This window comes from Streptomyces sp. NPDC048290 (assembly GCF_040652095.1).
Taxonomy (GTDB): domain Bacteria; phylum Actinomycetota; class Actinomycetes; order Streptomycetales; family Streptomycetaceae; genus Streptomyces.
In genome coordinates, this window is record NZ_JBEZLM010000031.1 from 64,358 (window position 1) to 89,649 (window position 25,292).

Below are 25,292 nucleotides of genomic sequence, written 5' to 3' on the forward strand. Positions count from 1 at the left end.
GAGTTCACCGTGTTCACGAAGCTCACGGCGCTCCGGTGGCGGTCAGCTGTTCCGCCACGGTGTTGACCGGCTGGGGGGTGCCGGTCAGGTCCAGGACGTAGAGCGGCATACCGAGCGACTCGGCTCGCGTCCTGGCCCGTTCCTCGTAGCCCGCCAGCGTGAAGTACACACAGGACGCCGCCTCGGTCATCGCCGTCAGCCAGAGGCACTCCACGTCCCGCAGGGACGCCGGGTGGACCGTCGGATCGACCTGGGCCATGACCCCGGGGGCGATCAGCCCGATGCCGGCGGGCGGGTGCTGGTCGGCGCGGCGCACCCCGTCGTAGCCGAGCCAGTTCAGATAGAGGACGGCGGTGGTGACCGCGTCCTTCGCGGTGCGGATGGTGACCGGGTGGAACGCCGGGCGCGCTCCGGGGCCGCAGCCCGCCGGGGGCTCCTCGGCGACCGGCAGCCGCAGGGTCGTGCCGCAGGGGCAGCCCAGGTCCGGGCGCGGCCAGATGCCGACCCGGCCGCAGCCGTCGCAGCGCGCGGGCACCCACTCCTCGTCCCAGACCCGATGCGTCACGGGCCGTACCGCGCCGCGCGGATCGAGCGGCGGGCTCACCGCCGTACCGCACATACAGGGATACGACGGTGGGGTGTACCGGTGTTCCCGGCCGCAGGCCGGACAGTGCACCGCGATGCTCTGGGACATGGGCCGGCTCTCCAGGACTGCGTCAGGTCGGACGGTCGGCAGGTAGGGAGGGTCGTGGGTCGTGAGGGGCGTGCGGGTCGTGAGGGGGGTGTGAAGGGGGTCGTGCGAGGTGGTCGGCCCCATGGTGCTCCAGGAGGAGACCGCTTGTCCCCTGATCTCCACCGGTTGTCTTGACTCCGTTCGGGCCCCACTCCTACATTAATTCCAGATAGCAGAAGATGATTTCCGCAATGTGGAAGTAAGTGCGGAAGTCAATGCGGAAATGTCAGTGGACAACTCACTGGGGACATGCTTGCCCGCGGGGCGCGCCGGGAGGGCATCCGTCAGCCGAAGCAGGAGTACTCAATGGCTCGTATGACCGCTGCCCGCGCGGCAGTCGAGATCCTCAAGCGCGAGGGCGTCAGCCACGCGTTCGGTGTGCCCGGCGCGGCCATCAACCCCTTCTACGCGGCGCTCAAGGCGTCCGGCGGTATCGCCCACACCCTCGCCCGCCATGTCGAGGGCGCCTCGCACATGGCCGAGGGCTACACCCGCGCCGAGCCCGGCAACATCGGCGTCTGCGTCGGCACGTCAGGACCCGCCGGAACCGACATGATCACCGGCCTGTACTCGGCGATCGGCGACTCCGTCCCGATCCTGTGCGTCACCGGCCAGGCCCCCACCGCGGTGATCCACAAGGAGGACTTCCAGGCCGTCGACATCGCCGCCATCGCCCGGCCGGTGACCAAGATGGCGGTCACCGTGCTGGAGGCCGCGCAGGTCCCCGGCGTGTTCCAGCAGGCGTTCCATCTGATGCGCTCCGGGCGGCCCGGACCCGTGCTGATCGATCTGCCGCTGGACGTCCAGCTCACCGAGATCGAGTTCGACCCCGACACCTACGCCCCGCTGCCCGTCTACAAGCCCGCCGCGACCCGCCCCCAGATCGAGAAGGCGCTCGCGCTGCTGCACGCCGCCGAGCGCCCGCTGATCGTCGCGGGCGGCGGGGTCATCAACGCGGACGCCGCCGCCCTGCTGGTGGAGTTCGCCGAACTGACCGGTGTGCCCGTCGTCCCCACGCTGATGGGCTGGGGCGTGCTGCCCGACGACCATGAGCTGAACGCCGGGATGGTCGGCCTCCAGACCTCGCACCGCTACGGCAACGCCACCTTCCTGGAGTCCGACTTCGTGCTCGGCATCGGCAACCGCTGGGCCAACCGCCACACCGGACGGCTCGATGTCTACACCGCCGGGCGGACGTTCGTGCACATCGACATCGAGCCCACCCAGATCGGCCGGATCTTCGCCCCCGACTACGGCATCGCCTCCGACGCCGGGGCCGCGCTCGAACTGCTCGTGGAGATCGCCGGGGAGCAGCGGGCGGCCGGGCGGCTGCCGGACCGCTCCGCCTGGGCCGCCGCCGCCCAGGAGCGCCGGGCCACGCTCCAGCGCCGGACCCACTTCGACGACATCCCGATCAAACCGCAGCGGGTCTACGAGGAGATGAACAAGGCGTTCGGACCGGACACCCGGTATGTCTCCACGATCGGTCTCTCCCAGATCGCGGGCGCCCAGATGCTGCACGTCTTCAAGCCGCGGCACTGGATCAACTGCGGTCAGGCCGGCCCCCTCGGCTGGACCATCCCGGCCGCCCTCGGCGTCGCCCAGGCCGACCCCGAGACCCTGGTCGTCGCCCTGTCCGGGGACTACGACTTCCAGTTCCTGATCGAGGAACTCGCGGTCGGCGCCCAGCACCGCATCCCGTATGTGCACGTCCTCGTCAACAACGCCTATCTCGGACTGATCCGCCAGGCCCAGCGGGCGTTCGAGATCGACTTCCAGGTCAACCTGGAGTTCGAGAACCTCAACTCGCCCGAACTGGGCGTCTACGGCGTCGACCATGTCAAGGTCGCCGAGGGCCTCGGCTGCAAGGCGATCCGGGTCACCGACCCGAACGAACTGGGCGCGGCCCTGGAGCAGGCCAAGAAGCTGGCCGCGGAGCTCCGGGTGCCGGTGGTGGTGGAGGTGATCCTCGAACGGGTCACCAACATCGCGATGTCCCCGACGAACGACATCGGCAATGTGGTGGAGTTCGAGGAGATCGCCACGGAGCCGGGTCATGCGCCGACTTCGATCCGGACCCTGAAGGTCTGACGCCTGGGGGTCTGACCCCTGGCGCTCTGACCCCTGAAGGTCTGACGCCGGAAGGTCTGACGACGCCACGCGCACGGCTGCCCGCCCTGGTCCCCCGGTCCCTCCTCGCGAAGGCGCCGGGGGACCAGGCATGTCACGGCGTGCCCGGATGCTCCTCGGACAGCCCCGGCCAGTCCTCCGGACCGCCGCCCTGCCAGACGACGAGATCGCTGCTCTCCACGTCCGTCACATAGTGGTCGGCCAGCCGCAGGAACTCGGCGACATCGGCCAGATGCGAGGCCACCCCGAGGGTCATGTCGCCCTCGGTGACCCGGCGGGTCCCGTCCAGGGCGGGGGCGTGGACGACGATCAGTGGACGCGGCGATGGATGTCCCATGCCTTCAGGGTGCTGCGACGGCGCCCGATCCGCACCCCCGGGTGGCGGACATGCGTGAGCCGCGCGGCGGGGCGCGCGGCAGGTGGTGGGGGGAAGGGGGGACCGGGTTGCCGGGGACCGCGGCGGCGGCGATGGCCCGGGGGGACCCGTCCCTCAGGTCGGGAGGGGTCCCGCAGGGCCTTCACCACCGCACTGGCTCGCACGCCGCCGCGGTCCCACCGGGTCCGCCGGGCTTGTCGGCTCCGGCGGACGTGGAGGGAAAGGGGTTCCGGACGGCGCCGGTGCTTGGGCGCGACAGGACAGTTGTCAGCACCGGCACCGCCCGGAAGTTCAGGGGGAGGAGGGGAGGGGCTGGGGAGGCTAGACCTGGTCCCCGGAGAGCCGCTCCACCGACCGCAGCAGCGCCGAGTGGTCGAGCCCCCCGTCGCCCTGGGCGCGCAGCGAGGCGACCAGTTGGGCCACCACCGCGCCGACCGGCAGGGCGGCGCCGACGGTACGGGCGGCGTCCGTGACGATGCCCATGTCCTTGTGGTGCAGATCGATCCGGAAGCCGGGCGTGAAGTCGCGGCGCAGGAAGTTGTCCTTCTTCCGGGCCAGCACGGTCGAGCCCGCGAGCCCGCCGCCGAGCACGTCCAGCGCGGCCCCCAGGTCCACGCCGGACTTCTCCAGGAAGACCACGGCCTCGGCGCACGCCTGGAGGTTCACGGCGACGATCAGTTGGTTGGCCGCCTTCACGGTCTGCCCCGAGCCGTGCGGTCCGCACCGCACGATGGTCTTGCCGAGCGCCTCGAAGAGCGGCTTCGCGGCGTCGAAGTCGGCCTGCTCACCGCCGACCATGATGGACAGCACCGCCTCGACGGCCCCCGCCTCGCCGCCGGACACGGGCGCGTCCAGCACGCGGATGCCCTTCTCCCGCGCGGCGGTCGCCAGATCGACCGAGGTCTGCGGGGTGATGGAGGACATGTCGATCAGCAGCGCCCCGGAGCGGGCGTTCTCCAGAACGCCGTCCGGCCCGTACGCGATGGCCTCGACCTGCGGGGAGGCGGGCACCATCGTGATGATGACGTCGGCGTCCCGTACGGCTTCGGCGAGCGATCCGGCGGCGGTCCCCCCGGCCGCCGTGAGCCGCTCCAGCTTGGGCCGCTCCAGCGTGAACCCGGTGACCTCGTACCCCGCCTTGATCAGGTTCTCGGACATCGGCGACCCCATGATGCCGAGCCCGATCCAGGCGACCTTGGGAAGTGTGCTCATGATGGGGAACCCTTTCTGAACGATGGAACCGAACGTGCCGCACGAGCACCCGGTGCCGGGCGACGTGCCGCCGGGTTGCCGGGCGGGCTGTTTCGTTCACCCTTGTCCCCACCGAGTCGGGTGGTGGGTGGGCATAGGTCGGGGGGCTGGGGGCGGAGCCCCCAGGGGTGGGGTCATGTCCGGGCGCGGTAGGAAGACGGGAGCCAGGTGAAGGGGTCCGCATCCGCGCCGGGTGACTTGTACTCCAGGCCCACCAGACCGCCGTACCCCGCCTTCGCCAGCCGATCGAGCAGCTCCTCCAGCGGCAGCGCCCCCGTGCCGGGAGCCCCCCGCCCCGGATCGTCCGCGATCTGTACGTGCCCGGTGCGGTCCGTGTACTCGGCGATCACCTGGGGCAGGTCCGCACCGTTCATGGACAGGTGGTACAGATCCATCAGGAACCGCGCGTTGTCCAGCCCCGTGGCCTCGTTGACCCGCTCCACGACCCCCACCGCGGCCTCGGCCGACACCAGCGGATACCTCGGTGACTCGGGCGCGTTCAACGCCTCGACCAGCAGGATCGCCCCGATCCGGGCGGCGGCCCGCGCCGCCAGCGCGAGGTTCTCCAGGGCCAGCGCGTCCTGCGCCCCGGGATCGACCCCGTCGACCCGGTTCCCGTACAGCGCGTTGAGCGCCGTACAGCCCAGCGATCCCGCGAACTCCGCCGCCGCCGGCACGTTCGCCCGGAACCGCGCCGACTCCTCCCCGGGGACCGACAGCGCGCCCCGGTCGGGTCCGGGAAGCTGCCCGGCGTAGAAGTTGAGCCCGGTCAGCTGTACCCCCGCGTCCTCGATCGCGCTCTTCAGCGCGTCCAGCCGGGACCGCTCGGGTGTGGGTGAGTCCACCCAGGGCCACCACAGCTCGACCGCGGAGAAGCCCGCCGCCGCCGCGGCGGCCGGACGTTCCAGGAGCGGCAGTTCCGTGAACAGGATCGACAGGTTGACGGTGAAGCGCTGGTCTGCGAATCCCATCGGAGCCGCGCCCCTTTCTCTACGACCGCTGTAATTTCGCATCGTCGCGTAATTCCGTATGGTGGAACCTGCTTTCTGCCTAATGGAAGAGTGCCGTCGGGTGCGCGCCCTTGTCAAGGGGCCCGGCAGCACCCCGCTGTGGCGCCCCGGGTGTCCGTTAGGGTCGTCCCACAGCGGATCGGAGCAGTGCCGACGGCCTCCTGGGGGTATGGGTGCGATTGCGAGTGGAGTTCACGACCGAGCCCTTCGACCTGGACGAGGCCCCCGCGCACGCGGTGGTGGCCCGTGAGGTGATCGAGGCGGCCGACCTGGACGCGGTGGACGTGGGGCCGTTCGGCAACACGGCGGAGGGCGGCGCCGACGCCGTACTGACCGCGCTGGACGCGCTGCTGCGGCGCACCCTCCAGGCCGGGGCTACCAGGATCTCGCTCCAGGTCAATGTGGTCGGGGAGGGCGATAAGTGACCGGTCATGAGGAGTTCATCGCCGCGGTGAAGCCCCTGGTCGACGCCATGGGCGGGGCGATGGTCGCACCGCAGGAGGCCGGTCCGGACGATGTGGTGCTGACCTGGGCGGGCAGCGACGCCGTCGCCGTACGCCTGCCGCAGCTCGGGGACTCGCTCGATCACCTCCTCGCCGCGATGGAGCGCGGGCACGGCCGGCCCCTCGCCGACCTCGACCGCAGGACCAAGCAGGAGATCGTCCGGACGCTGGAGGCGCGCGGCGCCTTCTCGGTGCGGCACGGCGTGGAGACGGTGGCGGTCGCCCTCGGTGTCAGCCGCTTCACCGTCTACAACTACCTCAACCGGGAGCGCGAGAGCTGACACCCGGACGGCCCCCGGCCCACCCCTCCTGAGCTGGGGTTTTCCCCGTCTCAGTACCGCCGTTCCGCGTACGCGCGGGGCGGCGTTTTTTGTTACCCCGAATTTTCAACAAACTGTTGACGCCGTGTTTTCCAGGGCGTTAGCTATGCGCAGCCCGTCCCGCACCAGGCCCCGGAGGCGCTGCCGTGACGACCACCTCTCCACCGGGCCTCACCCGGTTCAACGCCCTCGACGAGCCCGCCGCGCGCAGCGCCCTGCACGAGGTGTGTGCCGCCTCGGCCTGGGTCGAGCGGCTGCTCGCCGCCCGGCCCGGCGCCACCGCCGGGGACCTGTACGCCGCCAGCGACGCCGCCATGGCCGCACTGACCGCCGACGATCTCGGCGAGGCCATGGCCGGGCACCCGCCCATCGGCCGCCCCCGCCCGGGTGACCCCACCTCGGCCCGGGAACAGTCCGGGATGGCGGGCGCCGCCGACACCGTCAAGGCGGAGCTGCTCGCCCTCAACCTCGCCTACCAGGAGCGGTTCGGCCATGTCTTCCTGATCTGCGCCACCGGCCGCGGCGGCGAGGAGATGCGGGACGCGCTGCGGGAGCGGATCGGCAACCCGCCGGAGCGGGAGCGGGAGATCGTCCGCACCGAACTGGGGAAGATCAACCGCATCCGACTGACCCGTCTCCTGGAACCGGAAGAGGACCGATCAGCATGAGCACCCGCACCACCGCCTCGGTGTCCACCCACATCCTGGACACCAGCGTCGGCCGCCCCGCCGCCTCGGTCGCCGTCCGGCTCAGCGCCCGCGACGGCCGCGACGCCGACTGGCGGGCCCTCGGCGGCTCGGTGACCGACGCGGACGGCCGGTGCAGGGACCTGCCGGTGCCGCCCGAGGGCACCACCCATGTACGGCTCGACTTCGCGGTGGAGCCGTACCTCGAACAGACCGCGACGACGCGAGCCGATGCGCAGCAGGACGCCCCCGCGAACCGGGACAGCGGTGCCGTGTTCTTCCCGGAGGTGGCGATCACGTTCGCCGTGACCCCCGGCGAGCACTACCACGTACCGCTGCTGCTCAACCCGTTCGGCTACTCCGTATACCGAGGGAGCTAGCGATGCCCACCATCCTGGGACAGAACCAGTACGGCAAGGCCGAGTGCCGGGTCGTCAAGATCACGCGGGACGGCGCCACCCACCACCTCAAGGACCTCAACGTCTCCATCGCGCTGAGCGGCGACATGACCGAGGTCCACTACTCCGGCTCCAACGCCCATGTCCTGCCGACCGACACCACCAAGAACACGGTGTACGCGTTCGCCAAGGAGTACGGCATCGAGTCCGCCGAGCAGTTCGGCATCGACCTCGCCCGGCACTTCGTCACCTCCCAGGAGCCCATCCACCGCGCCCGCGTCCGGATCGAGGAGTACGCCTGGCAGCGCATCGCCGCCACCCCGCCGTCCACCGGCGCGGACGAGCCCCGGCACTCCTTCGTCCGCACGGGCCAGGAGACCCGCCTCACCCAGGTCACCTACGACGGCGAGCACTGGGAAGTGATCTCCGGCCTCAAGGACCTGACGGTCCTCAACTCGACCAACTCCGAGTTCTGGGGCTACGTCAAGGACAAGTACACGACCCTCCAGGAGGCGTACGACCGCATCCTGGCCACCGAGGTGTCCGCCCGCTGGCGGTTCGGCTGGACCGACGACGGACAGCAGCCGCCCGCCTGGCAGGAGTCCTACGAGCAGACCCGCACCCAACTGCTCCAGGCGTTCGCGGAGACCTACTCGCTCTCCCTCCAGCAGACCCTGTACCAGATGGGTTCGCGGATCATCCAGCACCGCGCCGAGATCGACGAGGTCCGCTTCTCCCTCCCGAACAAGCATCACTTCCTGGTGGATCTCGCCCCGTTCGGGCTGAAGAACGAGAACGAGGTGTATGTCGCCGCCGACCGCCCCTACGGCCTGATCGAGGCCACGGTCCTGCGCGACGGCCGCGAGGCCCGTATCCCGGTGGACCTCACCACCCTCTGACCCACCGAAGGACCCACCGAAGGACCCACCGAAGGACCCACCGAAGGACACACCCCATGGCAGCAGTCCAGCGCATCGTCATCGAGAACGCGGCGATCGCGACCGTCGACGCCCAGGACACCGAGTACGCCCGCGGGCATGTCGTCCTGGCGGGCAACCGGATCGAGTCGCTCGGCGCGGGCGGCGCACCCCGGGACCTGGAGCATGTGGTCCGGCGGATCGACGCCACCGGACACCTGGTCACCCCCGGTCTGATCAACACCCACCACCACTTCTACCAGTGGATCACCCGGGGCCTGGCCACCGACCACAACCTCTTCGACTGGCTGGTGGCGCTCTACCCGACCTGGGCGCGGATCGACGAACCGATGGTGGGCGCGGCGGCCCGCGGCTCCCTCGCCATGATGGCCCGCGGCGGAGTCACCACCGCCATGGACCACCACTACGTCTTCCCGCACGGCTCCGGCGATCTATCCGGCACGATCGTGCGGGCCGCCCGTGACCTGGGCGTCCGCTTCACCCTCGCCCGGGGCTCCATGGACCGCAGCGAGAAGGACGGCGGACTGCCCCCGGACTTCGCCGTGGAGACCCTGGACGGCGCGCTCGCCGCGACCGAGGCCACCGTCGCCGCCCACCACGACCCGGCGTTCGACGCCATGACCCGGATCGCGGTCGCCCCCTGTTCCCCGTTCTCCGTCTCCACCGAACTGCTCCGCGAGGGCGCCACACTCGCCCGCCGCCTCGGGGTACGGCTGCACACCCATGGCTCGGAGACCGTGGAGGAGGAGAAGTTCTGCCATGAGCTGTTCGGCATGGGCCCGACCGACTACTTCGAGTCCACCGGCTGGCTCGGCGACGACGTGTGGATGGCCCACTGCGTCCATATGAACGACACCGACATCACCGCGTTCGCCCGGACCCGGACCGGCGTCGCCCACTGCCCGTCCTCCAACGCCCGCCTCGCCGCCGGGATCGCCCGCGTCCCCGACCTGCTCGCCGCCGGGGTCCCGGTCGGCCTCGGTGTCGACGGCACCGCCTCCAACGAGTCCGGCGAACTCCACACCGAACTGCGCAACGCCCTCCTCGTCAACCGCCTCGGCGCCCACCGCGAACGCGCCCTGACCGCCCGTCAGGCACTACGCCTCGGCACCTACGGCGGCGCCGAAGTCCTCGGCCGGGCCGCCGAGACCGGCTCCCTGGAGCCCGGCAAGCTCGCCGACCTGGTCCTGTGGAACCTGGACACCCTCGCCCACGCCTCCATCGCCGACCCGGTGACCGCGCTGGTCCTCGGCGCGGCGGCCCCGGTCACCGCCTCCTTCGTCGACGGCCGCCAGATCGTGGAGAACGGCCGGCTGCTCACCGCCGACGAGGACGCCCTCGCCCGCGAGACCCGCGCGCAGGCCCGCAGGCTGGCCGAGATCACCGCACGCGGCTGACCCCGCGACCCACCGACTCCGACCGGGAGGGACGGCTCCCGGCCGGTGGCCATGGACCCGAGCGGAGCCCATGGCGGCCGTCTCCGGGGCGTGCCACACACAGACACGCCCCGGAGCACGGCAACACCGTCCCCTTCTCCCGAGTTCTCTCGACCCCGGTCCCGCACGACCACCCGCACCACCTCCCTGACACCCACGGCGACGGTGCCGTGTACCCGACCGGAGGAGCCGCAGTGCCTGCCGACCGAGCCCCCGACGCCCCCACAGTCCACCCCGTGGACGAGAAACTCCCCGCCGTGAAGATGGCGACGACCGGCCTCCAGCACGTGGCCGCCATGTACGCCGGGGTCGTCGCCCCGCCCTTGATCGTCGGCGCCGCCATCGGCCTGTCGGCCGCCGAACTGACCTTCCTCACCGGCGCCTGTCTGTTCACCGCCGGTCTGGCGACCCTCCTCCAGACCCTCGGCGTCTGGAAGATCGGCGCCCGGCTGCCCTTCGTCAACGGGGTCACCTTCGCCGGGGTCGCCCCCATGACGGCGATCGTCGCGTCCACCGACGACCCGTCCGACGCGCTGCCCGTCATCTTCGGCGCGGTGATCGTCGCCGGACTCCTCGGCTTCCTCGCCGCCCCCTTCTTCAGCAAGATGGTCCGCTTCTTCCCCCCGGTCGTCACGGGTACGGTCATCACCCTGATCGGCATCTCCCTCCTCCCGGTCGCCTTCGGCTGGGCACAGGGCGCGAGCCCCACCGCCCCCGACTTCGGCTCCGCCACCAACCTCACCCTGGCCGCGCTCACCCTGACCGTCGTCCTGGTGCTGCGCCGCTTCACCCGGGGCTTCGTCAAGCAGATAGCGGTCCTGCTGGGCCTGGTCATCGGCACCCTGCTCGCGATCCCGTTCGGCGTCACCGACTTCGCCCCGGTGGCGGACGCGGACATCATCGGCTTCCCCACCCCCTTCCACTTCGGCGCCCCGCAGTTCCAGCTAGCCGCGATCGTCTCGCTCTGCGTGGTCATGCTGGTCTCCATGACGGAATCCACCGCCGACATGCTCGCCCTGGGCGAGATAGTGGACCGCCCCGCCGACGAGAAGACCATCGCGGCCGGACTGCGCGCCGACACCCTCGGCTCAGCCCTGAGCCCCCTCTTCAACGGCTTCATGTGCAGCGCCTTCGCCCAGAACATCGGCCTGGTCGCGATGACGAAGATCCGCAGCCGGTATGTCGTCGCCACCGGCGGCGGCTTCCTGGTGCTGATGGGGCTGTGCCCGATGGCCGCGTCCCTGATCGCCGTCGTACCGCGCCCGGTGCTGGGCGGCGCGGGGGTCGTCCTGTTCGGCTCGGTCGCTGCCAGCGGCATCCAGACCCTGGTACGGGCGGGCCTCGACAAGGACAACAACGTGCTGATCGTCGCCGTGTCGCTGGCCGTCGGCATCATCCCGATCTCGGCGCCGGAGTTCTACCACGCCTTCCCGGAGACCGCCCGGATCATCCTGGACTCGGGCATCTCGACGGGCTGCGTCGCCGCGGTCCTCCTCAACCTGGTCTTCAACCACATCGGCGGCGGAGACGGCCGGGACGCCCAGGACGTCACGCATCCGATGGAGGCGGGGGAGGAGATCAGTGGGGCGGTCCGTTGATCCGGGCCGCGGACCGCACCCCGCACGTCAGGACACCGCCGCCGCGGTCGAGGCGGACGCGCGAGGGACAGGGACGGTCGCCCACCATGGACGAGACACGAGAGCGCCAATCAGGGCGCCGACGACATTGACGAGGACATCGTCCACGGAGCTGACCCGGCCGACCGCCAGTGCGTACTGCGCGGCTTCCACACCGATCGACAGCAGGGCCGCGACAGCCGCGACGCGTGCGAAGCCGCGGCATCTGCGGCTCCGCACGGGGAGCAGGGCGCCGAAGAGAAACAGCAGGGCCGTATTGCCGCCGATGTTCATCAGCGTCACTTCGGAGAGCGCCACCTGTGCGGTGCTGAACGAGGAGGAGAGTTCACTGAACGGAACGACGCTCAGCGTCCGTCCGCTGCCGTATCCCCTGGACAGCGTCGCGTAGAGAAAGGGCAGCACCGATACGGCCAGAAGACCGTCGAGTACTGCCAAGCGTCGAATGCCCGGCCCCGGAGTCCGCGCGATGACGAACCGGTGCAGCAGCCATGCCAGCGTGATGGACAGCGGAACTCCAAGGAACACCGCCACGGTCAGTTCATCCGCGTAGGAGCTGAATACTCGACCCATGACGCCCTTTCCGAGTGACGCCTGACGGACCGGCTCCCTACAGCCCCATCAGGCCCGGGTCCGTCGCGAGCTGCTTGAAGCGGTCGCCCGGGGCCGCGACCAGTCGCCGGGCCGTGAGGTCGAGTAGCCCGCTGATGCCCTCCACCTCGGCGGCGAGTGTGCCGTCCGGCTTCACGATCCGTTGGACGACCCTGAACGTCTTTCCCTCGCCCCAGAGGAACGCGCAGGTCACCGTCACCTCGTCGCCCGCGAGTAGTTCGCTGAGGTAGCGGATCGTGGTTTCCAGGACGACTGGTCCGAGCCCGTTGTCCGTCAGATTCCGCTGGCGGATACCGGCCGCCTCCAGCAGGGACCAGCGGGCGTGCTCGGCATAGCTCAGATACACCGCCTGATTGAGATGCCCCTGCACATCGGTCTCATAGCCCCGTACGGTCACCGGCACCGAGAACTCATCACTCACCGCGACTCCTTGTCATCCCGTTCCGCCGCCCCGCTCACACCCGGCGCGGCGACGCCAGCAGATAGCGTGCCCGGGTGCGTGGCTCGGTGTACTCGCCGGGCTGCCAGCCCGCCCGCTCCAGCGTGGCCGCGCACGCCCGCAGCGCGTCCGGGTCCGGCTCGTACACCGCCACGGCGTCGGGCTGCGGCGTGGCTCTCACTCGATACCCCCCGCCCTCCGCCCCGCCTTCCGGTCGGTGCCCCGCCGCCTCCAGCGCCAGCGCCGCCGCCTGCACCAGATGCGTACGCTCCCACGCGCACGGCCGGTCCATCGCCCCGTCCTGGTTCGTCATCCGCCGCAGCTCCAGCAGCCCCTGCCACGCGCTGTGCACCTCCCGCACCCGCGCGGGCCCGCCCTCGGGCGGCTCCTCCTCACCCCCGACCCGCGCGCTGAACACCCCCGACGACGCGGTGGGCTCCGCCCGTGCGACCGGGGCGGGCGGCTGGGACACCGGGGTGTCCCGCAGCCGGTGTCCCGCCGGGGTCAGAAAGTGCTCATGCGGTGGGCGCGGATGCCGGAAGGCCAGCCCGCGCTTCACCAGCGCCGCGAGCTGCGCCTCCGTCCCCTTCAGCCGCCCCGTGACGGGATCGGCCGCGTCGATGACACGCCGCTGCGCGGACGTGGGCGGTCGTGTCATGCCGTACCCCTCCGTGAGATCTCCCTGTCTCCGAAGGCTACGACCCGGCTCTGACATTCCACCCGGCGATGACCGGCCGCCCATGCTCCTGGCTCAGCCGCCCCAGCGCGCCCGTGGCCAACTGGAACAGCGCCCCGTTCTCCGGCGGGAGCCCCAGGCGCCGGGCGGTCAGTACGCGCAGGAAGTGTCCGTGGGCGACGAGGACGACACAGCCCTCGTTGTTGGCGAGCGCCGCGTCCACTTTGGCGAGCATCCGGTCGGCGCGTCGGGCGACCTGGTCCACGGTCTCGCCGGGATGCTCGGCGGGTCCCGGTTCCACGCCGTCCGTGAAGAGGAACCAGCCGGGTCGTTCCCGCTGGATCTCGACGGTCGTGATGCCCTCGTAGGCCCCGTAGTCCCACTCCATGAGGTCGACGTCGGGGCGGGCGTCGGGCAGGCCGATCAGTTCGGCGGTCTCCCGGGCCCGCTGGGAGGGACTGACGAACGCGGCGCCGATGCGGTGAGACCGGATGAGCGGTACGAGCGCCTTGGCCTCGGCGCGTCCGCGCTCGGTGAGCGGAACGTCGGTACGTCCTGTGTGGCGCCCGGACCGCGACCACTCGGTCTCACCATGCCGTACGAGAAAGAGATCAGCCATGCCGTTCAGGCTACGACGACGCGCTCGCGTACTTCAGGAAGGTGGTCCAGTGGTCGCGGTGGAACGTGAGCTGGTCGCCGTCTATGCGCTTGGAGTCGCGGACGTGGATGGTGCGGGGGGTGTTGGCGACCTCTACACAGTCCGAGATTTCATTCTCGCTGTAGCTGCTCTTGAACCACTTCAGCGTGGTGGTGGTCATCACGTCTCTCCCAACAATTGTTCGATAAATGCCAGTGAATCACAGGGCGCCAGGGCCTGGGAGCGGACGATGCCGTAGCGGATCTCCAGGGGCCGTACCTTCTTCGGCTGCGTGAAGATGCGTCCGACGAACGGCAGTTCCTGGAACGCCACCGTGCTTCCGCCGCTGAGCCGCAGCAACCGGATGGCTCCCGAGACCGAGGCATGTTCCTTCACATCCATCGGCATGACCTGGATGTCCACGTTGGGTCGCTCGCCCATCTTCAGGAGGTGTTCGAGTTGGGCCTTCATGAGCGCCCTGCCCCCCAGCGGGCGACGCAAGGTGACCTCGTCCTGAACGAAACTGAACACCGGCGCCGGTTGCCGGTCGAGCATCTTCTGACGAGCCAGGCGCGCGGAGACGAGCCGCTTCATCTCCTCCTGGGTGTACGGGGGGCGTCGCATCGCGTACAGCACCCTGGTGTACTCCGGAGTCTGCAACAGGCCATGAACGACACTGTTGGTGTAGGCGCAGGACTCGACCGTGTCCGCCTCGTACCTGGTCAGATGCCGAAGCGTCTGAGGGTACTCAACCTGCTCCACCTCCTCTTGCAGCCGTGCGATCAGCCCGTCCGCCGCTAACACCCGGTCCGCTTCGATCAGGAACGCCGCGCTCGGAGCACGCTTGCCTCGCTCGATGGACGACACCTGTTCCTCGCTGTACCCGACCGCTTTGCCCAACTCCGCCTGTGTGAGTCCGCTCCGCTCTCGGAACGACTTGATGAACCGCCCGATCGTCCGGAGTACCGCCATGGACTCTTCGTCATCGGTGGCTTTCGATACTGCGGTCTTGTCACTCATGGTCCAACCCCTCCGAGCGCCAACTTGCCTGTACCGCACTGTGTAACGCCTGACCGTCCGGCCAGACCACTGTTGGGACCCGGACAGTGACGCTGTGTACGGGCACCGTTACTGGCCACCATAGGGACGTCTGACCACTCTGAGTGACATGAACTACGGAATCCGCCTCCCCGCAACCCCCACCGGCGCTAGATTCGCCCGGCACTGTGCCATCGGGAAACTGCACGAATGGGGCTGGCCCCCCGACAGCGACGCCAGTCACACCACCGCCCTGCTCGTCGCCGAACTCGCCACCAACGCCGCTCTCCACGGACGGCTGCGCGGGCGCGAGTTCCGGCTGAAACTCACCCTCTACCCCGAGGACCCCGCCCTGCGGATCGAGGTCACCGACGCCCGACCCGAACGCCGGCCACCCACCCCCGGTCGCCTCCCCCCGGTCGACCCGGACGCCGAATCCGGTCGCGGTCTGCTCCTCGTGGAGTCACTCGCCACCCACTGGGGGACCGCCGGGGGAGACCCCTACACCAAGACCGTCTGGTGCGAGGTCGCCCTGAAGCTGTAGCCGCAGCATCCTCACGGCCAGTGAAATCGCGGCGGCGGCATTCGGAATCAGAAAACTCGGCGTCAGTTGCGTGCCGCCCGTCGGCTGAAGGTCGGAGTCGAGGCGCAGCCGCAACTGTCCGGGTTTCCCGTGGGCCCTCGTGCCCTCCCACACCTTCCGCTCGTACTCCCAGCCCCATTCGAACCGGCGCCCCATCTCCCGGGCGATCCGGTCCTCCTCCCGGAACCAGGCCCGGTCCCCGACGATGAGCGCCATACAGATCTCGGGGCGCAGGGTGAGCAGATTGTAGGAAACCCCCGTGTATTTGAGCCGCCCACGCCCACTCCGCAGCAGATCCTTGAGCCGGGTGATCTCGGGCTCGTCCTCGGGATCGGGAATCACCACGGAATACTGTGGATGCTCATGCTCCTCCGCCGCGAACAACTCCTCGGTCCACTCGCGGAAGAAATTGCGCCGCACGGAATACTCCTCAAGCGGCGACGGCGATGTCTCGTCATAGGGCGCGAAAATCCCGGACGGCGCCACATGATTGAAATTGGCGTGCGTGGCCACATCACGCGACCGCTCCGGCAGCAGAATGTCGTACCCGCCATCCCCCGTGGCCGTCAGCACCACCGTCGCATGGGAGATCGCCGCGTCCCGGTGCCGACCGTCCAGAAGGGGATCGCCCACCTGCTCATGGAGCCAGGAACGGCGGGGGAGTTCACCCAGCGGCACGGCTCTCTCCGGGTCCGCGACCAGCGATTCCATCAGCTCCGAGTCGAGATCCTCCGATGTGGCGAGCGAGGTGAAGTAGCGCCCCATGGAACAGTCGAGGGTGACGGCACCGAGCGGGTCCCTCGTCATCCTGCGCAGCGCGTACGTCACCCCGGGAAAGAACCGCCGACGGTCCTCCGCGCTCGCCGAGCGATACCGGTCGACGTAGCGGAAGAACGCGGCCCGTCCGATCCCCGGGTCGAAATCGTCGGCGTACGCGTCCTCCGCCGGAACCCGGCGGTCCAGGATCTCGCCCGCCGCCGCCTCCGTGTCGTCCCACTGACCCGGCGGCGCGGGGAACTCCGCGATCGGATGCTTGACCCCCCACAAGTCGACCAGTGGATAGCCGGGGTAGAGCGCCTCAAGCGTCTTGAACACCCCCGAGCCACCGAGCGCCCTCGCCCGTTCCTGCTCCCTGCGGAACTTCTCCCGCACGGCGGCGGATTCCAGCGGGGACGGAATGATCCGCCCGTCCGTGGCCGCCTTCCAGAACTCCAGCCACTCGGCCTCGGTCCCGGAATCCATGACCCCGCTGTTCCGCGCCAGCTCGATACACCGCAGGAGCAGCGGACGGAAGAGCGGCCAGTCCGCGAGACTCTTCCGTGTACCGCTGAGCGCGTTGTGCAGCGTACTGCGCGGAATGTGCGGAACCAGCCGCTCGAATTCGTCGTACGAGGGATTCCCGGCGCGTTTGCGTAACCGCTCGAACTCACCGGTGAACCGCAGTGCCGCAGCGATCTCTCCAGCGGTCGGCATCTTCCCCCCAGGGATCGGCGTGACGTCCCACCAGGCATCGCCCGCCGCCCACCATCGCACCCCCCGCCCGGTCCGGCCAGGGTGCCGTGACGGCCGTTCGGATTCGTCCAAAGATCACGGAACGGGGCATGACCGGGCGTTACACAGAGAGGGTCACGCTCGCCCTACGAGAAAGGAAATCCGCCATGAAGATCCGCCAGGAGGCGCACCCCGAGACCCTTCAGGAACCCCACACCGTCCCGGACCCGGCCGAGAGCGACCACCCTCACCGGTCCACCGTCCTCCGTGTCGTCCTCGGCGGAGTCATAGCCGGTCTCACCCGCGCCGCCTTCGACCGGCTCCTGAGCCACTTTCAGCTGTAGACCCGCCGGTTGCCGCAAGTGGAACGTCCCGCAGCGACACCCCGCTCGGCGGCGGCAGCCGCCCCGGTGTCCCCGCGCGGAACGACTGGAGCAGATACGCCACCAGCCGCCGGGACGCCCCGACGTCCCCCGGCAGCGCGGCCACCAGGCCGCAGTGCGACACCAGGGCCACGACCAGATCGGACGGATGGAAGTCGGCCCGCAGCGCCCCCGCCGCCTGCGCCCGCCGGATCAGCGCCACCACATCCCGCTCGGCCCGCTCCCGCACCCGGCCGTGCGCGTCCGCGCCGCCCGGGAACGCGGTCAGGAACGCCGCCGGGAAGCCCCGTTCCTCCCGCTGGACCGCGCACACGGTCTCCACCAGCCGCGTGAAGCCCCGCCAGGGATCGGGGTCGGCCAGTGCCTCGGTGAGCGCGCGGGCGCAGTGGTCCATCTGCTCCTCGAACGCCGCCCGCACCAGGTCGTCCCGGGTCGGGAAGCGCCGGTACAGCGTCGCCACGCCCACCCCCGCCCGCCGGGCCACCGTCGCCATCGGCGCGTCGATGCCGTGCTCGGCGAAGACCGCGCGGGCGGCGGCGAGCACCCGCTCCCGATTGCGCCGGGCGTCCGCCCGCAACCCGTCCCCACCCGCCAACCGAGAGGAATCACCCACCACTGTCTCTCACCTCCGCCACAAACGGACGATCCCGTCCACTTACGACCCTACGCTCGGCGGCGACCCCGACCACCCACCCCTCCCACCGAGGTGAGCACCATGACCGCCCCCACCCGAACCCCCACCATGCGCGCCGTACTCTTCGACCGCTTCGGCGGCCCCGACGTCCTCTACGTCGGCCGCGTCCCCCGTCCCGAACCGGCGCCCGGCGAAGTCCTCGTCCGGGTCCGCGCGTTCAGCGCCAACGGCGGTGAGTCGACCGTCCGCTCCGGCCGTGCCCGGCTCCTCACCGGCCGCACCTTCCCGCAGCGCGTCGGCGTCGACTTCACCGGCGAGATCGCCGCCCTCGGCCCCGGCACGACCGGCGTCACCGTCGGTGACCGGGTCTGGGGCGTCGTAGGCCGCTCCGGCTTCCGCACCGCCGCCGAGTACGTGGCCGTACGGCCGGAACGGCTCGGCCGGGTGCCGGACGGGCTCGACCTCGTGGCCGCCGCCGCGCTGCCCGCCACCGGCACCACCGCCGTCACCGCCCTGCGCGACAAGGCCGCCCTGCGCCCCGGCGAACGGCTCCTCGTCCGGGGCGGCGCGGGCGGCGTCGGCCACGCCGCCGTCCAACTCGGCCGGGCGTACGGCGCCGAGGTCACCGCCCTCGCCCGCGCCACCAACCTCGACTTCGTCCGCGGACTCGGCGCCGACCACGCCGTCGACCACCGCACCACAACCCCCGCTGACCTCGGCCGCTTCGACGTCGTCCTCGACACCGTGGGCACCGAACTGTCCGCCTACCGGCGGCTGCTGGCGCCCGGCGGGCGCATGGTCACCGTCGCGGTCGACACCGCCCGGCCCGCCGCCTGGCTGGGCTCCGTCCTCGCCAGCACGGTCCACGGCCGCGCCCGGGTCCGCTTCTTCAGCGGCAACCCCGGCCGCGCGCTCTTCGACGAACTCGCCCGCCTCGTCGAGGACGGGTCACTGCGCCCGGCGGTGGACACCGTCTTCCCGCTGGCGGAGACGGCGGCGGCCTACCGCGCGCTGGAGGCGGGCGGGGTACGGGGGAAGTATGTGGTGAGAGTCGACTAGCTAGGGCTAGCGGCCCGGCGGCGCGTCCAGGGCCGCCCGTACCGCGTCCAGCAGCGCCGCGAGGTCGGGGGACTGCTCCCACTCCGCCGCCGTGGGGCGCCAGGTGAGGCTCGCCCCCCGGTTCTCCGGAGTGCCGTGGCCGAGGGTCACCTCCCGCCGCCCCTTCCGGTCCGGCTCCGTCACGATCATGTACATGTGCCGTATGTGGAAGCGCCAGGAGTACTCACGGCCGAAGAGTTCCAGTATCCGGCCGTCGAAGGAGTAGAACTCGTGGCCGACCCTCGCCGTGATCTCATCCCGCATGAGCGGACCCTAGGCGCGACCACCAGCCCCCACAAGGTTTCTAGTCCTGCCGGTAGCCGCTCAGGAAACGGCCGATCCTTCCGATCGCCGCCTCCAGGTCGTCCGCGTGCGGCAGCGTCAGGATCCGGAAGTGGTCCGGGGACGGCCAGTTGAAGCCCGTGCCCTGTACGACCTGGATCTTCTCCCGGAGCAGCAGGTCCAGGACGAAACGCTCGTCGTCATGGATCTTGTGGACCTTGGGATCGAGGCGCGGGAACGCGTAGAGCGCCCCCTTGGGCTTGACGCACGACACGCCCGGGATGTCGTTGAGGCGCTCCCATGCCACGTCCCGCTGTTCGTGCAGGCGCCCGCCGGGCGCGGTCAGGTCCCGGATGGACTGACGGCCGCCCAGCGCCGCCTGGATCGCGTACTGCGCGGGCGCGTTGGCGCACAGCCGCATGGAGGCCAGCATGGTCAGGCCCTCCAGATAGTCCCGGGCGTGCTGGCGCGGACCGGTCACCACCAGCCAGCCCGAGCGGAAACCCGCCACCCGGTATGTCTTGGAGAGGCCGCAGAAGGTGAGGACCACCAGGTCGGGGGCCAGTGCGGCGGCCGAGTGGTGCACGGCGTCGTCGTACAGGATCTGGTCGTAGATCTCGTCGGCGAACACCATCAGACCGTGGCGGCGGGCCAGGTCGAGGACGCCCTCCACGATCTCCTTCGGATACACCGCGCCCGTCGGGTTGTTCGGGTTGATCAGCACCACCGCCTTGGTGCGGTCGGTGATCTTCGCCGCCATGTCGTCCAGATCGGGGTACCAGTCGGCCTGTTCGTCGCAGAGGTAGTGCACCGCCCTGCCTCCGGCGAGCGTGGTCACCGCCGTCCACAGCGGGAAGTCCGGCGCCGGGATCAGTACCTCGTCGCCGTCCTCCAGCAGCGCCTGCACGGCCATCGACACCAGCTCCGACACGCCGTTCCCGAGGAAGACGTCGTCCACGTCCACCTCGAGACCGAGTGTCTGATAGCGCTGGGCCACCGCGCGGCGGGCCGAGAGGACTCCGCGCGAGTCGGTGTAGCCGTGCGCCTGCGGCAGCATCCGGATCATGTCCTGGACGATCTCCTCCGGCGCCTCGAAGCCGAACAGCGCCGGGTTCCCGGTGTTCAGGCGCAGCACGCTGTGACCCGCCTCCTCCAGCGCGTTCGCGTGCTCTATCACCGGGCCGCGGATCTCGTAACAGACCTCGCTCAGCTTGCTCGACTGCCGGAACTCCATGCGACGCTCCTCCGCTGACTAGTGATGCTTGGTTTTACCAAGTGGCAGCTTGGAAAGTCCAACAACATGTCTAGACTGCGTCGCATGTCACCACGCCGAAGCTACGACCAGTACTGTTCCGCAGCCCGCGCGCTCGATGTCGTCGGCGACCGCTGGACTCTGCTGATCGTCCGGGAACTCCTCGCCGGTCCGCGCCGCTACACGGATCTGCACGCGGACCTCCCCGGTGTGAGCACCGACGTCCTCGCCTCCCGGCTCAAGGACATGGAACGCGACGGACTCACCACCCGCCGCCGACTCCCCCCGCCCGCAGCCGCCTTCGTCTACGAACTCACCCCGCGCGGCGCCCGGTTGCTCCCGGTGCTGCAAGCGCTGGGGGAGTGGGGCGAGGACGAACTCGGCGACCGGCGGCCGACCGACGCCCTGCGCGCCCACTGGCTCGCCCTGCCCCTGCTGCGGGCCCTGGCGGGGCGGGAGGGTGAGGGGCTCGTCCAGGTACGCACCGAGGAGGGCGACTTCCATGTGCGCGTGGGCGGCGGCGCGGACGCCGGGCCCTTGTACGGCGACGGGGACGGGAGCGCGTCCGGTGAGCAGCCCGCCGCCCGGCTGGAGTTCGACCGGGACACCGGGACCGCCCTCGCCCGAGGGCTCGTCACCCTCACCGACGCCGTACGCGACGGACGGGTCTCCGTGAGCGGGGACAGCACGCTTGCCAAGGCGCTCCGGGAGGCGTGAGAGACGCCGGGTACGCGAGAAGGCCCGCACCACGGGCGGGCCTTCTCGGATCGGTCAGGCGCGCGGCGGCCGTCCCGCACCCCGGGTCAGGGCGTAGCCGCCGATCCCGGCCAGCGCCGCCAGCGCGCCGCCGATCGCCGTCCACACCCAGCGGTCCGACCACCAGCCCGACGCCCAGCCGTCCTCCGGCTCGATCGCCGACAGCACCGCCGACGACGCCGAGTCGTCGTCGGCGTCCTGGGCGGCCGTCACCGCCACGCCCGGCACCAGCGGCTCCGCCAGCGAACCGTCCACCGCCGCCGGGCCACCGATGTGCTTCGCGTCCACCCGCACCTCGGTACGGACCGGCAGCCCGAGGTCGGCCGTCGGCAGCCCCGGCGCGGTCAGCCGGACGTAGTACGTGCCCGGCAGCGGGTCGTTCGCCCACGGCTCGGACCACGCCCGGACCGTGCGCAGCGTGCACGCCAGCTCCACGGAGGCCGCTCCCGCCGCCGCCGTCCGGGTCTGCGCCCCGTACTGGCACGCCTGGCGGCGCCGCAGACCGTCGTACACATCGATCTGCCAGGTCTGCGCGGCATGGGACTCGGGCAGCTCCACCGTCGCCTTGACGGTCGGGCGCTGGCCCGAGTCGGCCGGGAAGGACCAGTACAGGTAGTCACCGGCGGACGCGCCCGCCGTACCCGGCCGGCCCTGCTCCAGCTCGGTCGCCGTACGGAACGACGTCCCCGCCTCCGTGGGGCCGCCGGAGTCCTCGGCGGACGGAGTCGCGGCGGGAGTGGTGTCGGCCGCCGCCGGGCCCGCCGCCAGGCCCAGGGCGAGCAGCGCGCCCGCCCCGGCTCGTGTGATCCGCATCCGTGTCCCTGTCCCCGCCCGTTTCCGTGTCTGCTTCCGTGCGCGCATCAGCTGGTCCTCCAGACCGCGACCCGCCAGCGGGACACCCAGCCCCACAGCAGACCCGCGACGAAACCGGTCAGCACCAGCGCGCCCAGCAGCCACCAGCCGCGCCCCAGGCCGAACGCGGCCACATCGGCGGCGGGCGACGGCCCGTCCACCACGTCCACCGTCAGCTCCAGCGGCAGACCGGGCGTGGTCTTCACCCCGGAGGCCGCCGCGAACGAGTTGGTCACCTGGAGACAGACCGTCTCCGCCGGGGCGTCCTCGTCGTCCGCCTCCGCCTTCGGATAGCGCAGCCCCGTCGAGATCACATCCGTACGGCCGGTGCCCGCCGCCTCACCGCGCACGATCTCCCGGCCGGAGACCGTCACCGCCCGCAGCAGCACCCCGTAGTGCGGGGCCACCGCCCGGTCCGCCGCGACACTCACCGCGGCGCGCACCTCCTGGCCCGGCGCCACCTCCACCTGGTACCAGCGGGCCTGGCCGAACTCCTGACGGTCCGTGTACAGCCCCGACTTCAGCGCGGGCGCCCGCGCGCACCGGTCGGCGCCCTCCACCGCCACCGGCACGACCACCGGGTCGGCGGCCCGGTCCACCAGCTGATTGACCCGGTCGGTCAGCTCATCGGTGTGCTCGATCGAGGTGTACGTGCCGCCCGTCGCCTCCGCGATACAGCTGAGCTGCTGGCGCATCTTGGTGTTCGGCACCAGGCCGAGGGTGTCGATGGTCAGGCCGATGCCCTTCGCCGCGATCTCCCGGGCCACCTCGCACGGGTCCAGCGGGGCGCAGGTGTCCTCGCCGTCGCTGATCAGCACGATCCGCTTGGAGCCGGTGCCGCCGTCGAGATCACCGGCGGCGGCCATCAGCGCCGGGCCGATCGGCGTCCAGCCGGTGGGCGCCAGCGTCGCCACCGCCGTCTTCGCCTCGGTACGGTCCAGCGGGCCCACCGGGTACAGCTGCGCGGTGTCCTCGCAGCCCCGCTTCTGGTCGTCGCCCGGATAGTCCGCGCCCAGTGTCCGGATGCCCAACTGGACATCCTCGGGGGTTGCGTCCAGCACCTCGTTGAACGCCTGCTTGGCGGCGGCCATCCGGGACTGTCCGTCGATGTCCCGCTCCCGCATGGAGCCGCTCACGTCCAGCACCAGATTGACCTTGGGCGCCGCGGCCGTGGTCTCGTCGGCGAGCGCCGTGGACGGGAACGTGAGCCCGGCCGCCAGCGCGGCGAACAGGACACCCACGCCTGCCGCCCGCCGTTTACTTGTGATCATCGGCGGATCCTATTGAGCGTGGGTGTCCGGCTCCAAAACTCCGGGTCAAGAACGCGGATGGAGTGAGGTGAAGGGCATCCGGGGGCGCGTCAAGGGGCGTACGGGGGACTGGATATGACGGTCCGTCATGAGTGGCGGACCGTCATGAGAGTCCGTTCCGTCACTTGAGTGGATTGGGCAACTCCGCCCACAGATCTCCCTTTCGGTCCGGTGTCAGCCGCATCAGCGTCAACGCCTTCGCGGGCAGCGGACCTTCGCGCAGCGCGGCGGAGTCCGGCGTACGGGGCAGATCGTCGACGACGGTGTCCAGAACCGCCCCCAGCGCGGCTCCCGAACCCGCCGTCGCGGCCAGCGTCCCCGCCACCAGCGAACCGAACAGCTTCCGCCGCAAGGTGTCCTCGTCGTCCGTCAGGATGCGGGCGGGCAGCTCCGGCAGCTCCGGGACCTCGATGCCGTGCCGGGCCAGCCGCGCCGGACTCACCCGGATGTCCGCGAGATCCCGGTACACCAGTCGCACCGGCACATCCTGCGCGTCCAGCACCACCAGCAGATTCTGGCCGTGCGCCTCCATCGCCACGCCCAGTTCCAGCAGCCGCAGCCCGACCGTCAGCGCCAGCCGCGCGAACCCCACCAGCCAGCCCGGCGCGTCCGGCAGCCCCGTGAGCGGCAGCGCCGCCACCGGCACCACCCGCTCGCCCTGCCCTGCGTACACCTGCGGCGACTCCCGCAGTACCGCCGCCAGTTCGGGCGTGCCGTCGGTGACCGCGCCCAGGGTGCGCGTGGTGTGCAGCAGCCCGTCCGTACGGGCCGCGAGCCGCTCCGCGAACGCCGACAGGGCCGCGGACGAGGTCACCGACGGCACGGAGATGTCCCGCACGGAGGAGGTGAGCCGGGCGCTCAGCGCGGTCTTGACGTGCGGCCCGGTCGGCAGGGCGAGCGTCCGCAAGGACATCAGCGGATGCGCCGGACGCTGCTCGTCGTAGCGGCGCTTGAGGACATGGGCCGCCTGCCAGGGGTGCACCGGCACCAGGAGACGGCTTCCGTCCCGGAGCGCGTCCGGCCAGGTGCCCGACACCAGCGCCGCGGACGCCGGGACCGGCACCAGTCCCAGCCGGACCAGCGGGCGGTGCTCGGGACCGTACCCGAACTGCTCCGCGACCGAGAAACCGGGTCGGGCCCGGCAGTTGGGGTGGTACGGATGCCCGTCGACGACCCGCTGCTCCCACTCCCAGTCGTGCGCCGGGGCCGTGTCCGGGTGCTCGGACTGCGCGGCCCGGGACAGTGCCAGCGAGGCCGTGCTGTGCGCCAGCTCGGCGGCGAACCCGTCGCCGTGCGGGACACCGAGCGCGGCCAGCAGCCGGGCCGGGTCGTCGTACGGACGGCCGTCCAGCTCCACGGTGGTGGCGTAGGCGTGGGTCGCGTACGGGTCGGCGGCGGGGCCGTACAGCGCGCGCCCGTCGCGCAGCCGCAGGGTGACACCGTCGCCGGACGGCTCACGGCGCTCGACCCAGGGCAGCGGCTCATGGGCCAGGGCACGCCACAGCCGGGTCAGCACGGCGACACGGGCGCCGGGCAGCGCCGCCGAGAACCCGGGGACGAGTCCGGGCCGCAGGGCGGCCAGCTCACCGGCGACCTCGGTGACGGCTGCTGAGGGTGGGTACACGGGGGGTCTACCTCCGGTGGTGCGGGTGGGGACGGGGCGGTGCGGGGGTGGTGGTGCGGGTGGGGAGGGGGGGATTCGGGGGCGGTGGTGTTGATGGGGCGGGGCGGCTCGGGGCGGTGGTGCTGATGGGGGGCGCGAGGGTACGGAGGGATACTGATCGTCTCCGACCGCACGAACCGTAAGAACCGTAGGGAACGAGTAGAACCCGTG

General features: G+C 71.0%; 29 protein-coding genes. 12 read left to right on the forward strand and 17 right to left on the reverse strand.

What is annotated here, in order from left to right; translation table 11 throughout:
* Positions 1–22: 22 nt before the first annotated feature.
* Positions 23–694 carry a hypothetical protein gene (locus AB0D49_RS36495; protein WP_362766682.1) on the reverse strand — a complete coding sequence of 224 codons (672 nt, stop codon included), beginning with the start codon at positions 692–694 and terminating at the stop codon, positions 23–25.
* 345 nt (positions 695–1,039) lie between these two features.
* Here AB0D49_RS36495 and gcl point away from each other — a divergent pair, with 345 nt between their 5' ends.
* The gene (gcl, locus tag AB0D49_RS36500) at positions 1,040–2,824 is read left to right on the forward strand and encodes a glyoxylate carboligase (protein WP_362766685.1); all 1,785 of its coding nucleotides are present in this window, start codon (positions 1,040–1,042) and stop codon (positions 2,822–2,824) included.
* A gap of 133 nt (positions 2,825–2,957) precedes the next feature.
* On the opposite strand, the gene AB0D49_RS36505 is transcribed toward gcl, so the two are convergent.
* From AB0D49_RS36505 to AB0D49_RS36515, 3 genes are all read right to left on the reverse strand, one after another.
* Positions 2,958–3,200 carry a hypothetical protein gene (locus tag AB0D49_RS36505; RefSeq protein WP_362766688.1) on the reverse strand — a complete coding sequence of 81 codons (243 nt, stop codon included), beginning with the start codon at positions 3,198–3,200 and terminating at the stop codon, positions 2,958–2,960.
* A gap of 360 nt (positions 3,201–3,560) precedes the next feature.
* Positions 3,561–4,451: a 2-hydroxy-3-oxopropionate reductase gene (locus AB0D49_RS36510; RefSeq protein WP_362766691.1), complete on the reverse strand. Its 891-nt coding sequence runs from the start codon at positions 4,449–4,451 to the stop codon at positions 3,561–3,563.
* A gap of 173 nt (positions 4,452–4,624) precedes the next feature.
* Positions 4,625–5,461: a TIM barrel protein gene (locus AB0D49_RS36515; protein ID WP_362766694.1), complete on the reverse strand. Its 837-nt coding sequence runs from the start codon at positions 5,459–5,461 to the stop codon at positions 4,625–4,627.
* A gap of 212 nt (positions 5,462–5,673) precedes the next feature.
* Between AB0D49_RS36515 and AB0D49_RS36520 the strand changes: the two genes are divergently transcribed.
* From AB0D49_RS36520 to AB0D49_RS36550, 7 genes are all read left to right on the forward strand, one after another.
* Positions 5,674–5,925: a hypothetical protein gene (locus tag AB0D49_RS36520; protein ID WP_362766696.1), complete on the forward strand. Its 252-nt coding sequence runs from the start codon at positions 5,674–5,676 to the stop codon at positions 5,923–5,925.
* Positions 5,922–6,284: a helix-turn-helix domain-containing protein gene (locus tag AB0D49_RS36525; RefSeq protein ID WP_362766698.1), complete on the forward strand. Its 363-nt coding sequence runs from the start codon at positions 5,922–5,924 to the stop codon at positions 6,282–6,284. The genes AB0D49_RS36520 and AB0D49_RS36525 overlap by 4 nt, the downstream gene beginning before the upstream one ends.
* Positions 6,285–6,469: 185 nt before the next feature.
* Positions 6,470–6,991: a 2-oxo-4-hydroxy-4-carboxy-5-ureidoimidazoline decarboxylase gene (gene uraD, locus AB0D49_RS36530; RefSeq protein ID WP_362766701.1), complete on the forward strand. Its 522-nt coding sequence runs from the start codon at positions 6,470–6,472 to the stop codon at positions 6,989–6,991.
* Entirely contained in the window at positions 6,988–7,389 is a 402-nt protein-coding gene (uraH, locus tag AB0D49_RS36535; protein WP_362766704.1) for a hydroxyisourate hydrolase, read from the forward strand. Before uraD ends, uraH begins: the two co-directional genes overlap by 4 nt.
* A 2-nt stretch (positions 7,390–7,391) precedes the next feature.
* Complete coding sequence (gene pucL, locus AB0D49_RS36540) at positions 7,392–8,306, forward strand: factor-independent urate hydroxylase (RefSeq protein ID WP_362766707.1); 915 nt, start codon at positions 7,392–7,394, stop codon at positions 8,304–8,306.
* A 56-nt stretch (positions 8,307–8,362) separates the two neighbouring features.
* Positions 8,363–9,742, forward strand: a complete 1,380-nt coding sequence (locus AB0D49_RS36545) for an 8-oxoguanine deaminase (protein WP_362766710.1) — start codon at positions 8,363–8,365, stop codon at positions 9,740–9,742.
* Between the two features lie 302 nt (positions 9,743–10,044).
* The gene (locus AB0D49_RS36550; RefSeq protein ID WP_362766810.1) at positions 10,045–11,379 is read left to right on the forward strand and encodes a nucleobase:cation symporter-2 family protein; all 1,335 of its coding nucleotides are present in this window, start codon (positions 10,045–10,047) and stop codon (positions 11,377–11,379) included.
* A 27-nt stretch (positions 11,380–11,406) separates the two neighbouring features.
* Here AB0D49_RS36550 and AB0D49_RS36555 read toward each other — a convergent pair whose 3' ends face one another.
* The 6 genes from AB0D49_RS36555 to AB0D49_RS36580 are packed head-to-tail and all read right to left on the reverse strand — an operon-like array spanning position 11,407 to position 14,799.
* On the reverse strand, positions 11,407–11,988 hold the full coding sequence (locus tag AB0D49_RS36555; RefSeq protein ID WP_362766713.1) for a VanZ family protein: 582 nt from the start codon (positions 11,986–11,988) through the stop codon (positions 11,407–11,409).
* Between the two features lie 37 nt (positions 11,989–12,025).
* Complete coding sequence (locus AB0D49_RS36560) at positions 12,026–12,448, reverse strand: acyl-CoA thioesterase (protein WP_362766718.1); 423 nt, start codon at positions 12,446–12,448, stop codon at positions 12,026–12,028.
* Positions 12,449–12,482: 34 nt separating this feature from the next.
* Positions 12,483–13,124: a hypothetical protein gene (locus tag AB0D49_RS36565; RefSeq protein ID WP_362766720.1), complete on the reverse strand. Its 642-nt coding sequence runs from the start codon at positions 13,122–13,124 to the stop codon at positions 12,483–12,485.
* Positions 13,125–13,161: 37 nt separating this feature from the next.
* The gene (locus AB0D49_RS36570; protein WP_362766722.1) at positions 13,162–13,761 is read right to left on the reverse strand and encodes a histidine phosphatase family protein; all 600 of its coding nucleotides are present in this window, start codon (positions 13,759–13,761) and stop codon (positions 13,162–13,164) included.
* Between the two features lie 10 nt (positions 13,762–13,771).
* The gene (locus AB0D49_RS36575) at positions 13,772–13,960 is read right to left on the reverse strand and encodes a DUF397 domain-containing protein (protein ID WP_362766723.1); all 189 of its coding nucleotides are present in this window, start codon (positions 13,958–13,960) and stop codon (positions 13,772–13,774) included.
* Positions 13,960–14,799, reverse strand: a complete 840-nt coding sequence (locus AB0D49_RS36580) for a helix-turn-helix transcriptional regulator (RefSeq protein WP_362766725.1) — start codon at positions 14,797–14,799, stop codon at positions 13,960–13,962. The genes AB0D49_RS36575 and AB0D49_RS36580 overlap by 1 nt, the downstream gene beginning before the upstream one ends.
* Before the next feature lie 148 nt (positions 14,800–14,947).
* Between AB0D49_RS36580 and AB0D49_RS36585 the strand changes: the two genes are divergently transcribed.
* Positions 14,948–15,361 (forward strand): ATP-binding protein, encoded by a 414-nt coding sequence (locus tag AB0D49_RS36585; RefSeq protein WP_362766726.1) that lies wholly within the window; start codon positions 14,948–14,950, stop codon positions 15,359–15,361.
* On the opposite strand, the gene AB0D49_RS36590 is transcribed toward AB0D49_RS36585, so the two are convergent.
* Positions 15,281–16,873, reverse strand: coding sequence for a hypothetical protein (locus AB0D49_RS36590; RefSeq protein ID WP_362766728.1), 1,593 nt, complete (start codon positions 16,871–16,873; stop codon positions 15,281–15,283). The genes AB0D49_RS36585 and AB0D49_RS36590 overlap by 81 nt on opposite strands.
* Positions 16,874–17,058: 185 nt before the next feature.
* Between AB0D49_RS36590 and AB0D49_RS36595 the strand changes: the two genes are divergently transcribed.
* Positions 17,059–17,235 carry a hypothetical protein gene (locus AB0D49_RS36595; protein WP_362766731.1) on the forward strand — a complete coding sequence of 59 codons (177 nt, stop codon included), beginning with the start codon at positions 17,059–17,061 and terminating at the stop codon, positions 17,233–17,235.
* Here the strand turns inward: AB0D49_RS36595 and AB0D49_RS36600 are convergent.
* Positions 17,189–17,887, reverse strand: a complete 699-nt coding sequence (locus AB0D49_RS36600; protein WP_362766734.1) for a TetR/AcrR family transcriptional regulator — start codon at positions 17,885–17,887, stop codon at positions 17,189–17,191. The genes AB0D49_RS36595 and AB0D49_RS36600 overlap by 47 nt on opposite strands.
* A gap of 102 nt (positions 17,888–17,989) precedes the next feature.
* On the opposite strand from AB0D49_RS36600, the gene AB0D49_RS36605 reads away from it, so the two are divergent.
* On the forward strand, positions 17,990–18,967 hold the full coding sequence (locus AB0D49_RS36605) for an NAD(P)-dependent alcohol dehydrogenase (protein ID WP_362766737.1): 978 nt from the start codon (positions 17,990–17,992) through the stop codon (positions 18,965–18,967).
* Between the two features lie 6 nt (positions 18,968–18,973).
* On the opposite strand, the gene AB0D49_RS36610 is transcribed toward AB0D49_RS36605, so the two are convergent.
* Both AB0D49_RS36610 and AB0D49_RS36615 read right to left on the reverse strand, forming a co-directional pair.
* Positions 18,974–19,270, reverse strand: coding sequence for a hypothetical protein (locus tag AB0D49_RS36610; protein WP_362766740.1), 297 nt, complete (start codon positions 19,268–19,270; stop codon positions 18,974–18,976).
* Between the two features lie 40 nt (positions 19,271–19,310).
* Positions 19,311–20,522, reverse strand: a complete 1,212-nt coding sequence (locus AB0D49_RS36615) for a pyridoxal phosphate-dependent aminotransferase (protein ID WP_362766743.1) — start codon at positions 20,520–20,522, stop codon at positions 19,311–19,313.
* An 84-nt stretch (positions 20,523–20,606) separates the two neighbouring features.
* Here AB0D49_RS36615 and AB0D49_RS36620 point away from each other — a divergent pair, with 84 nt between their 5' ends.
* Positions 20,607–21,257 carry a helix-turn-helix domain-containing protein gene (locus tag AB0D49_RS36620; RefSeq protein ID WP_362766746.1) on the forward strand — a complete coding sequence of 217 codons (651 nt, stop codon included), beginning with the start codon at positions 20,607–20,609 and terminating at the stop codon, positions 21,255–21,257.
* A gap of 54 nt (positions 21,258–21,311) precedes the next feature.
* Here AB0D49_RS36620 and AB0D49_RS36625 read toward each other — a convergent pair whose 3' ends face one another.
* From AB0D49_RS36625 to AB0D49_RS36635, 3 genes are all read right to left on the reverse strand, one after another.
* Positions 21,312–22,109, reverse strand: coding sequence for a hypothetical protein (locus AB0D49_RS36625; RefSeq protein WP_362766749.1), 798 nt, complete (start codon positions 22,107–22,109; stop codon positions 21,312–21,314).
* A gap of 47 nt (positions 22,110–22,156) precedes the next feature.
* Complete coding sequence (locus AB0D49_RS36630) at positions 22,157–23,419, reverse strand: VWA domain-containing protein (RefSeq protein ID WP_362766752.1); 1,263 nt, start codon at positions 23,417–23,419, stop codon at positions 22,157–22,159.
* A 160-nt stretch (positions 23,420–23,579) separates the two neighbouring features.
* Entirely contained in the window at positions 23,580–25,082 is a 1,503-nt protein-coding gene (locus AB0D49_RS36635) for an IucA/IucC family protein (RefSeq protein WP_362766755.1), read from the reverse strand.
* Positions 25,083–25,292: the final 210 nt, after the last annotated feature.

Excerpts from the sequence above, each read along its gene's own strand:
- AB0D49_RS36590 (WP_362766728.1), bottom strand. The coding sequence starts at position 16,873 with ATGCCGACCGCTGGAGAGATCGCTGCGGCACTGCGGTTCACCGGTGAG.
- AB0D49_RS36565 (WP_362766720.1), bottom strand. The coding sequence starts at position 13,124 with ATGACACGACCGCCCACGTCCGCGCAGCGGCGTGTCATCGACGCGGCC.
- AB0D49_RS36505 (WP_362766688.1), bottom strand. The coding sequence starts at position 3,200 with ATGGGACATCCATCGCCGCGTCCACTGATCGTCGTCCACGCCCCCGCC.
- AB0D49_RS36550 (WP_362766810.1), top strand. The coding sequence starts at position 10,045 with ATGGCGACGACCGGCCTCCAGCACGTGGCCGCCATGTACGCCGGGGTC.
- uraH (WP_362766704.1), top strand. The coding sequence starts at position 6,988 with ATGAGCACCCGCACCACCGCCTCGGTGTCCACCCACATCCTGGACACC.
- AB0D49_RS36545 (WP_362766710.1), top strand. The coding sequence starts at position 8,363 with ATGGCAGCAGTCCAGCGCATCGTCATCGAGAACGCGGCGATCGCGACC.
- AB0D49_RS36615 (WP_362766743.1), bottom strand. The coding sequence starts at position 20,522 with ATGGAGTTCCGGCAGTCGAGCAAGCTGAGCGAGGTCTGTTACGAGATC.
- AB0D49_RS36575 (WP_362766723.1), bottom strand. The coding sequence starts at position 13,960 with ATGACCACCACCACGCTGAAGTGGTTCAAGAGCAGCTACAGCGAGAAT.
- pucL (WP_362766707.1), top strand. The coding sequence starts at position 7,392 with ATGCCCACCATCCTGGGACAGAACCAGTACGGCAAGGCCGAGTGCCGG.
- AB0D49_RS36580 (WP_362766725.1), bottom strand. The coding sequence starts at position 14,799 with ATGAGTGACAAGACCGCAGTATCGAAAGCCACCGATGACGAAGAGTCC.
- AB0D49_RS36630 (WP_362766752.1), bottom strand. The coding sequence starts at position 23,419 with ATGATCACAAGTAAACGGCGGGCGGCAGGCGTGGGTGTCCTGTTCGCC.
- AB0D49_RS36495 (WP_362766682.1), bottom strand. The coding sequence starts at position 694 with ATGTCCCAGAGCATCGCGGTGCACTGTCCGGCCTGCGGCCGGGAACAC.
- AB0D49_RS36570 (WP_362766722.1), bottom strand. The coding sequence starts at position 13,761 with ATGGCTGATCTCTTTCTCGTACGGCATGGTGAGACCGAGTGGTCGCGG.
- AB0D49_RS36555 (WP_362766713.1), bottom strand. The coding sequence starts at position 11,988 with ATGGGTCGAGTATTCAGCTCCTACGCGGATGAACTGACCGTGGCGGTG.
- AB0D49_RS36595 (WP_362766731.1), top strand. The coding sequence starts at position 17,059 with ATGAAGATCCGCCAGGAGGCGCACCCCGAGACCCTTCAGGAACCCCAC.
- AB0D49_RS36605 (WP_362766737.1), top strand. The coding sequence starts at position 17,990 with ATGACCGCCCCCACCCGAACCCCCACCATGCGCGCCGTACTCTTCGAC.
- AB0D49_RS36610 (WP_362766740.1), bottom strand. The coding sequence starts at position 19,270 with ATGCGGGATGAGATCACGGCGAGGGTCGGCCACGAGTTCTACTCCTTC.
- AB0D49_RS36620 (WP_362766746.1), top strand. The coding sequence starts at position 20,607 with ATGTCACCACGCCGAAGCTACGACCAGTACTGTTCCGCAGCCCGCGCG.
- AB0D49_RS36585 (WP_362766726.1), top strand. The coding sequence starts at position 14,948 with ATGAACTACGGAATCCGCCTCCCCGCAACCCCCACCGGCGCTAGATTC.
- AB0D49_RS36625 (WP_362766749.1), bottom strand. The coding sequence starts at position 22,109 with ATGCGGATCACACGAGCCGGGGCGGGCGCGCTGCTCGCCCTGGGCCTG.
- AB0D49_RS36515 (WP_362766694.1), bottom strand. The coding sequence starts at position 5,461 with ATGGGATTCGCAGACCAGCGCTTCACCGTCAACCTGTCGATCCTGTTC.
- AB0D49_RS36510 (WP_362766691.1), bottom strand. The coding sequence starts at position 4,451 with ATGAGCACACTTCCCAAGGTCGCCTGGATCGGGCTCGGCATCATGGGG.
- gcl (WP_362766685.1), top strand. The coding sequence starts at position 1,040 with ATGGCTCGTATGACCGCTGCCCGCGCGGCAGTCGAGATCCTCAAGCGC.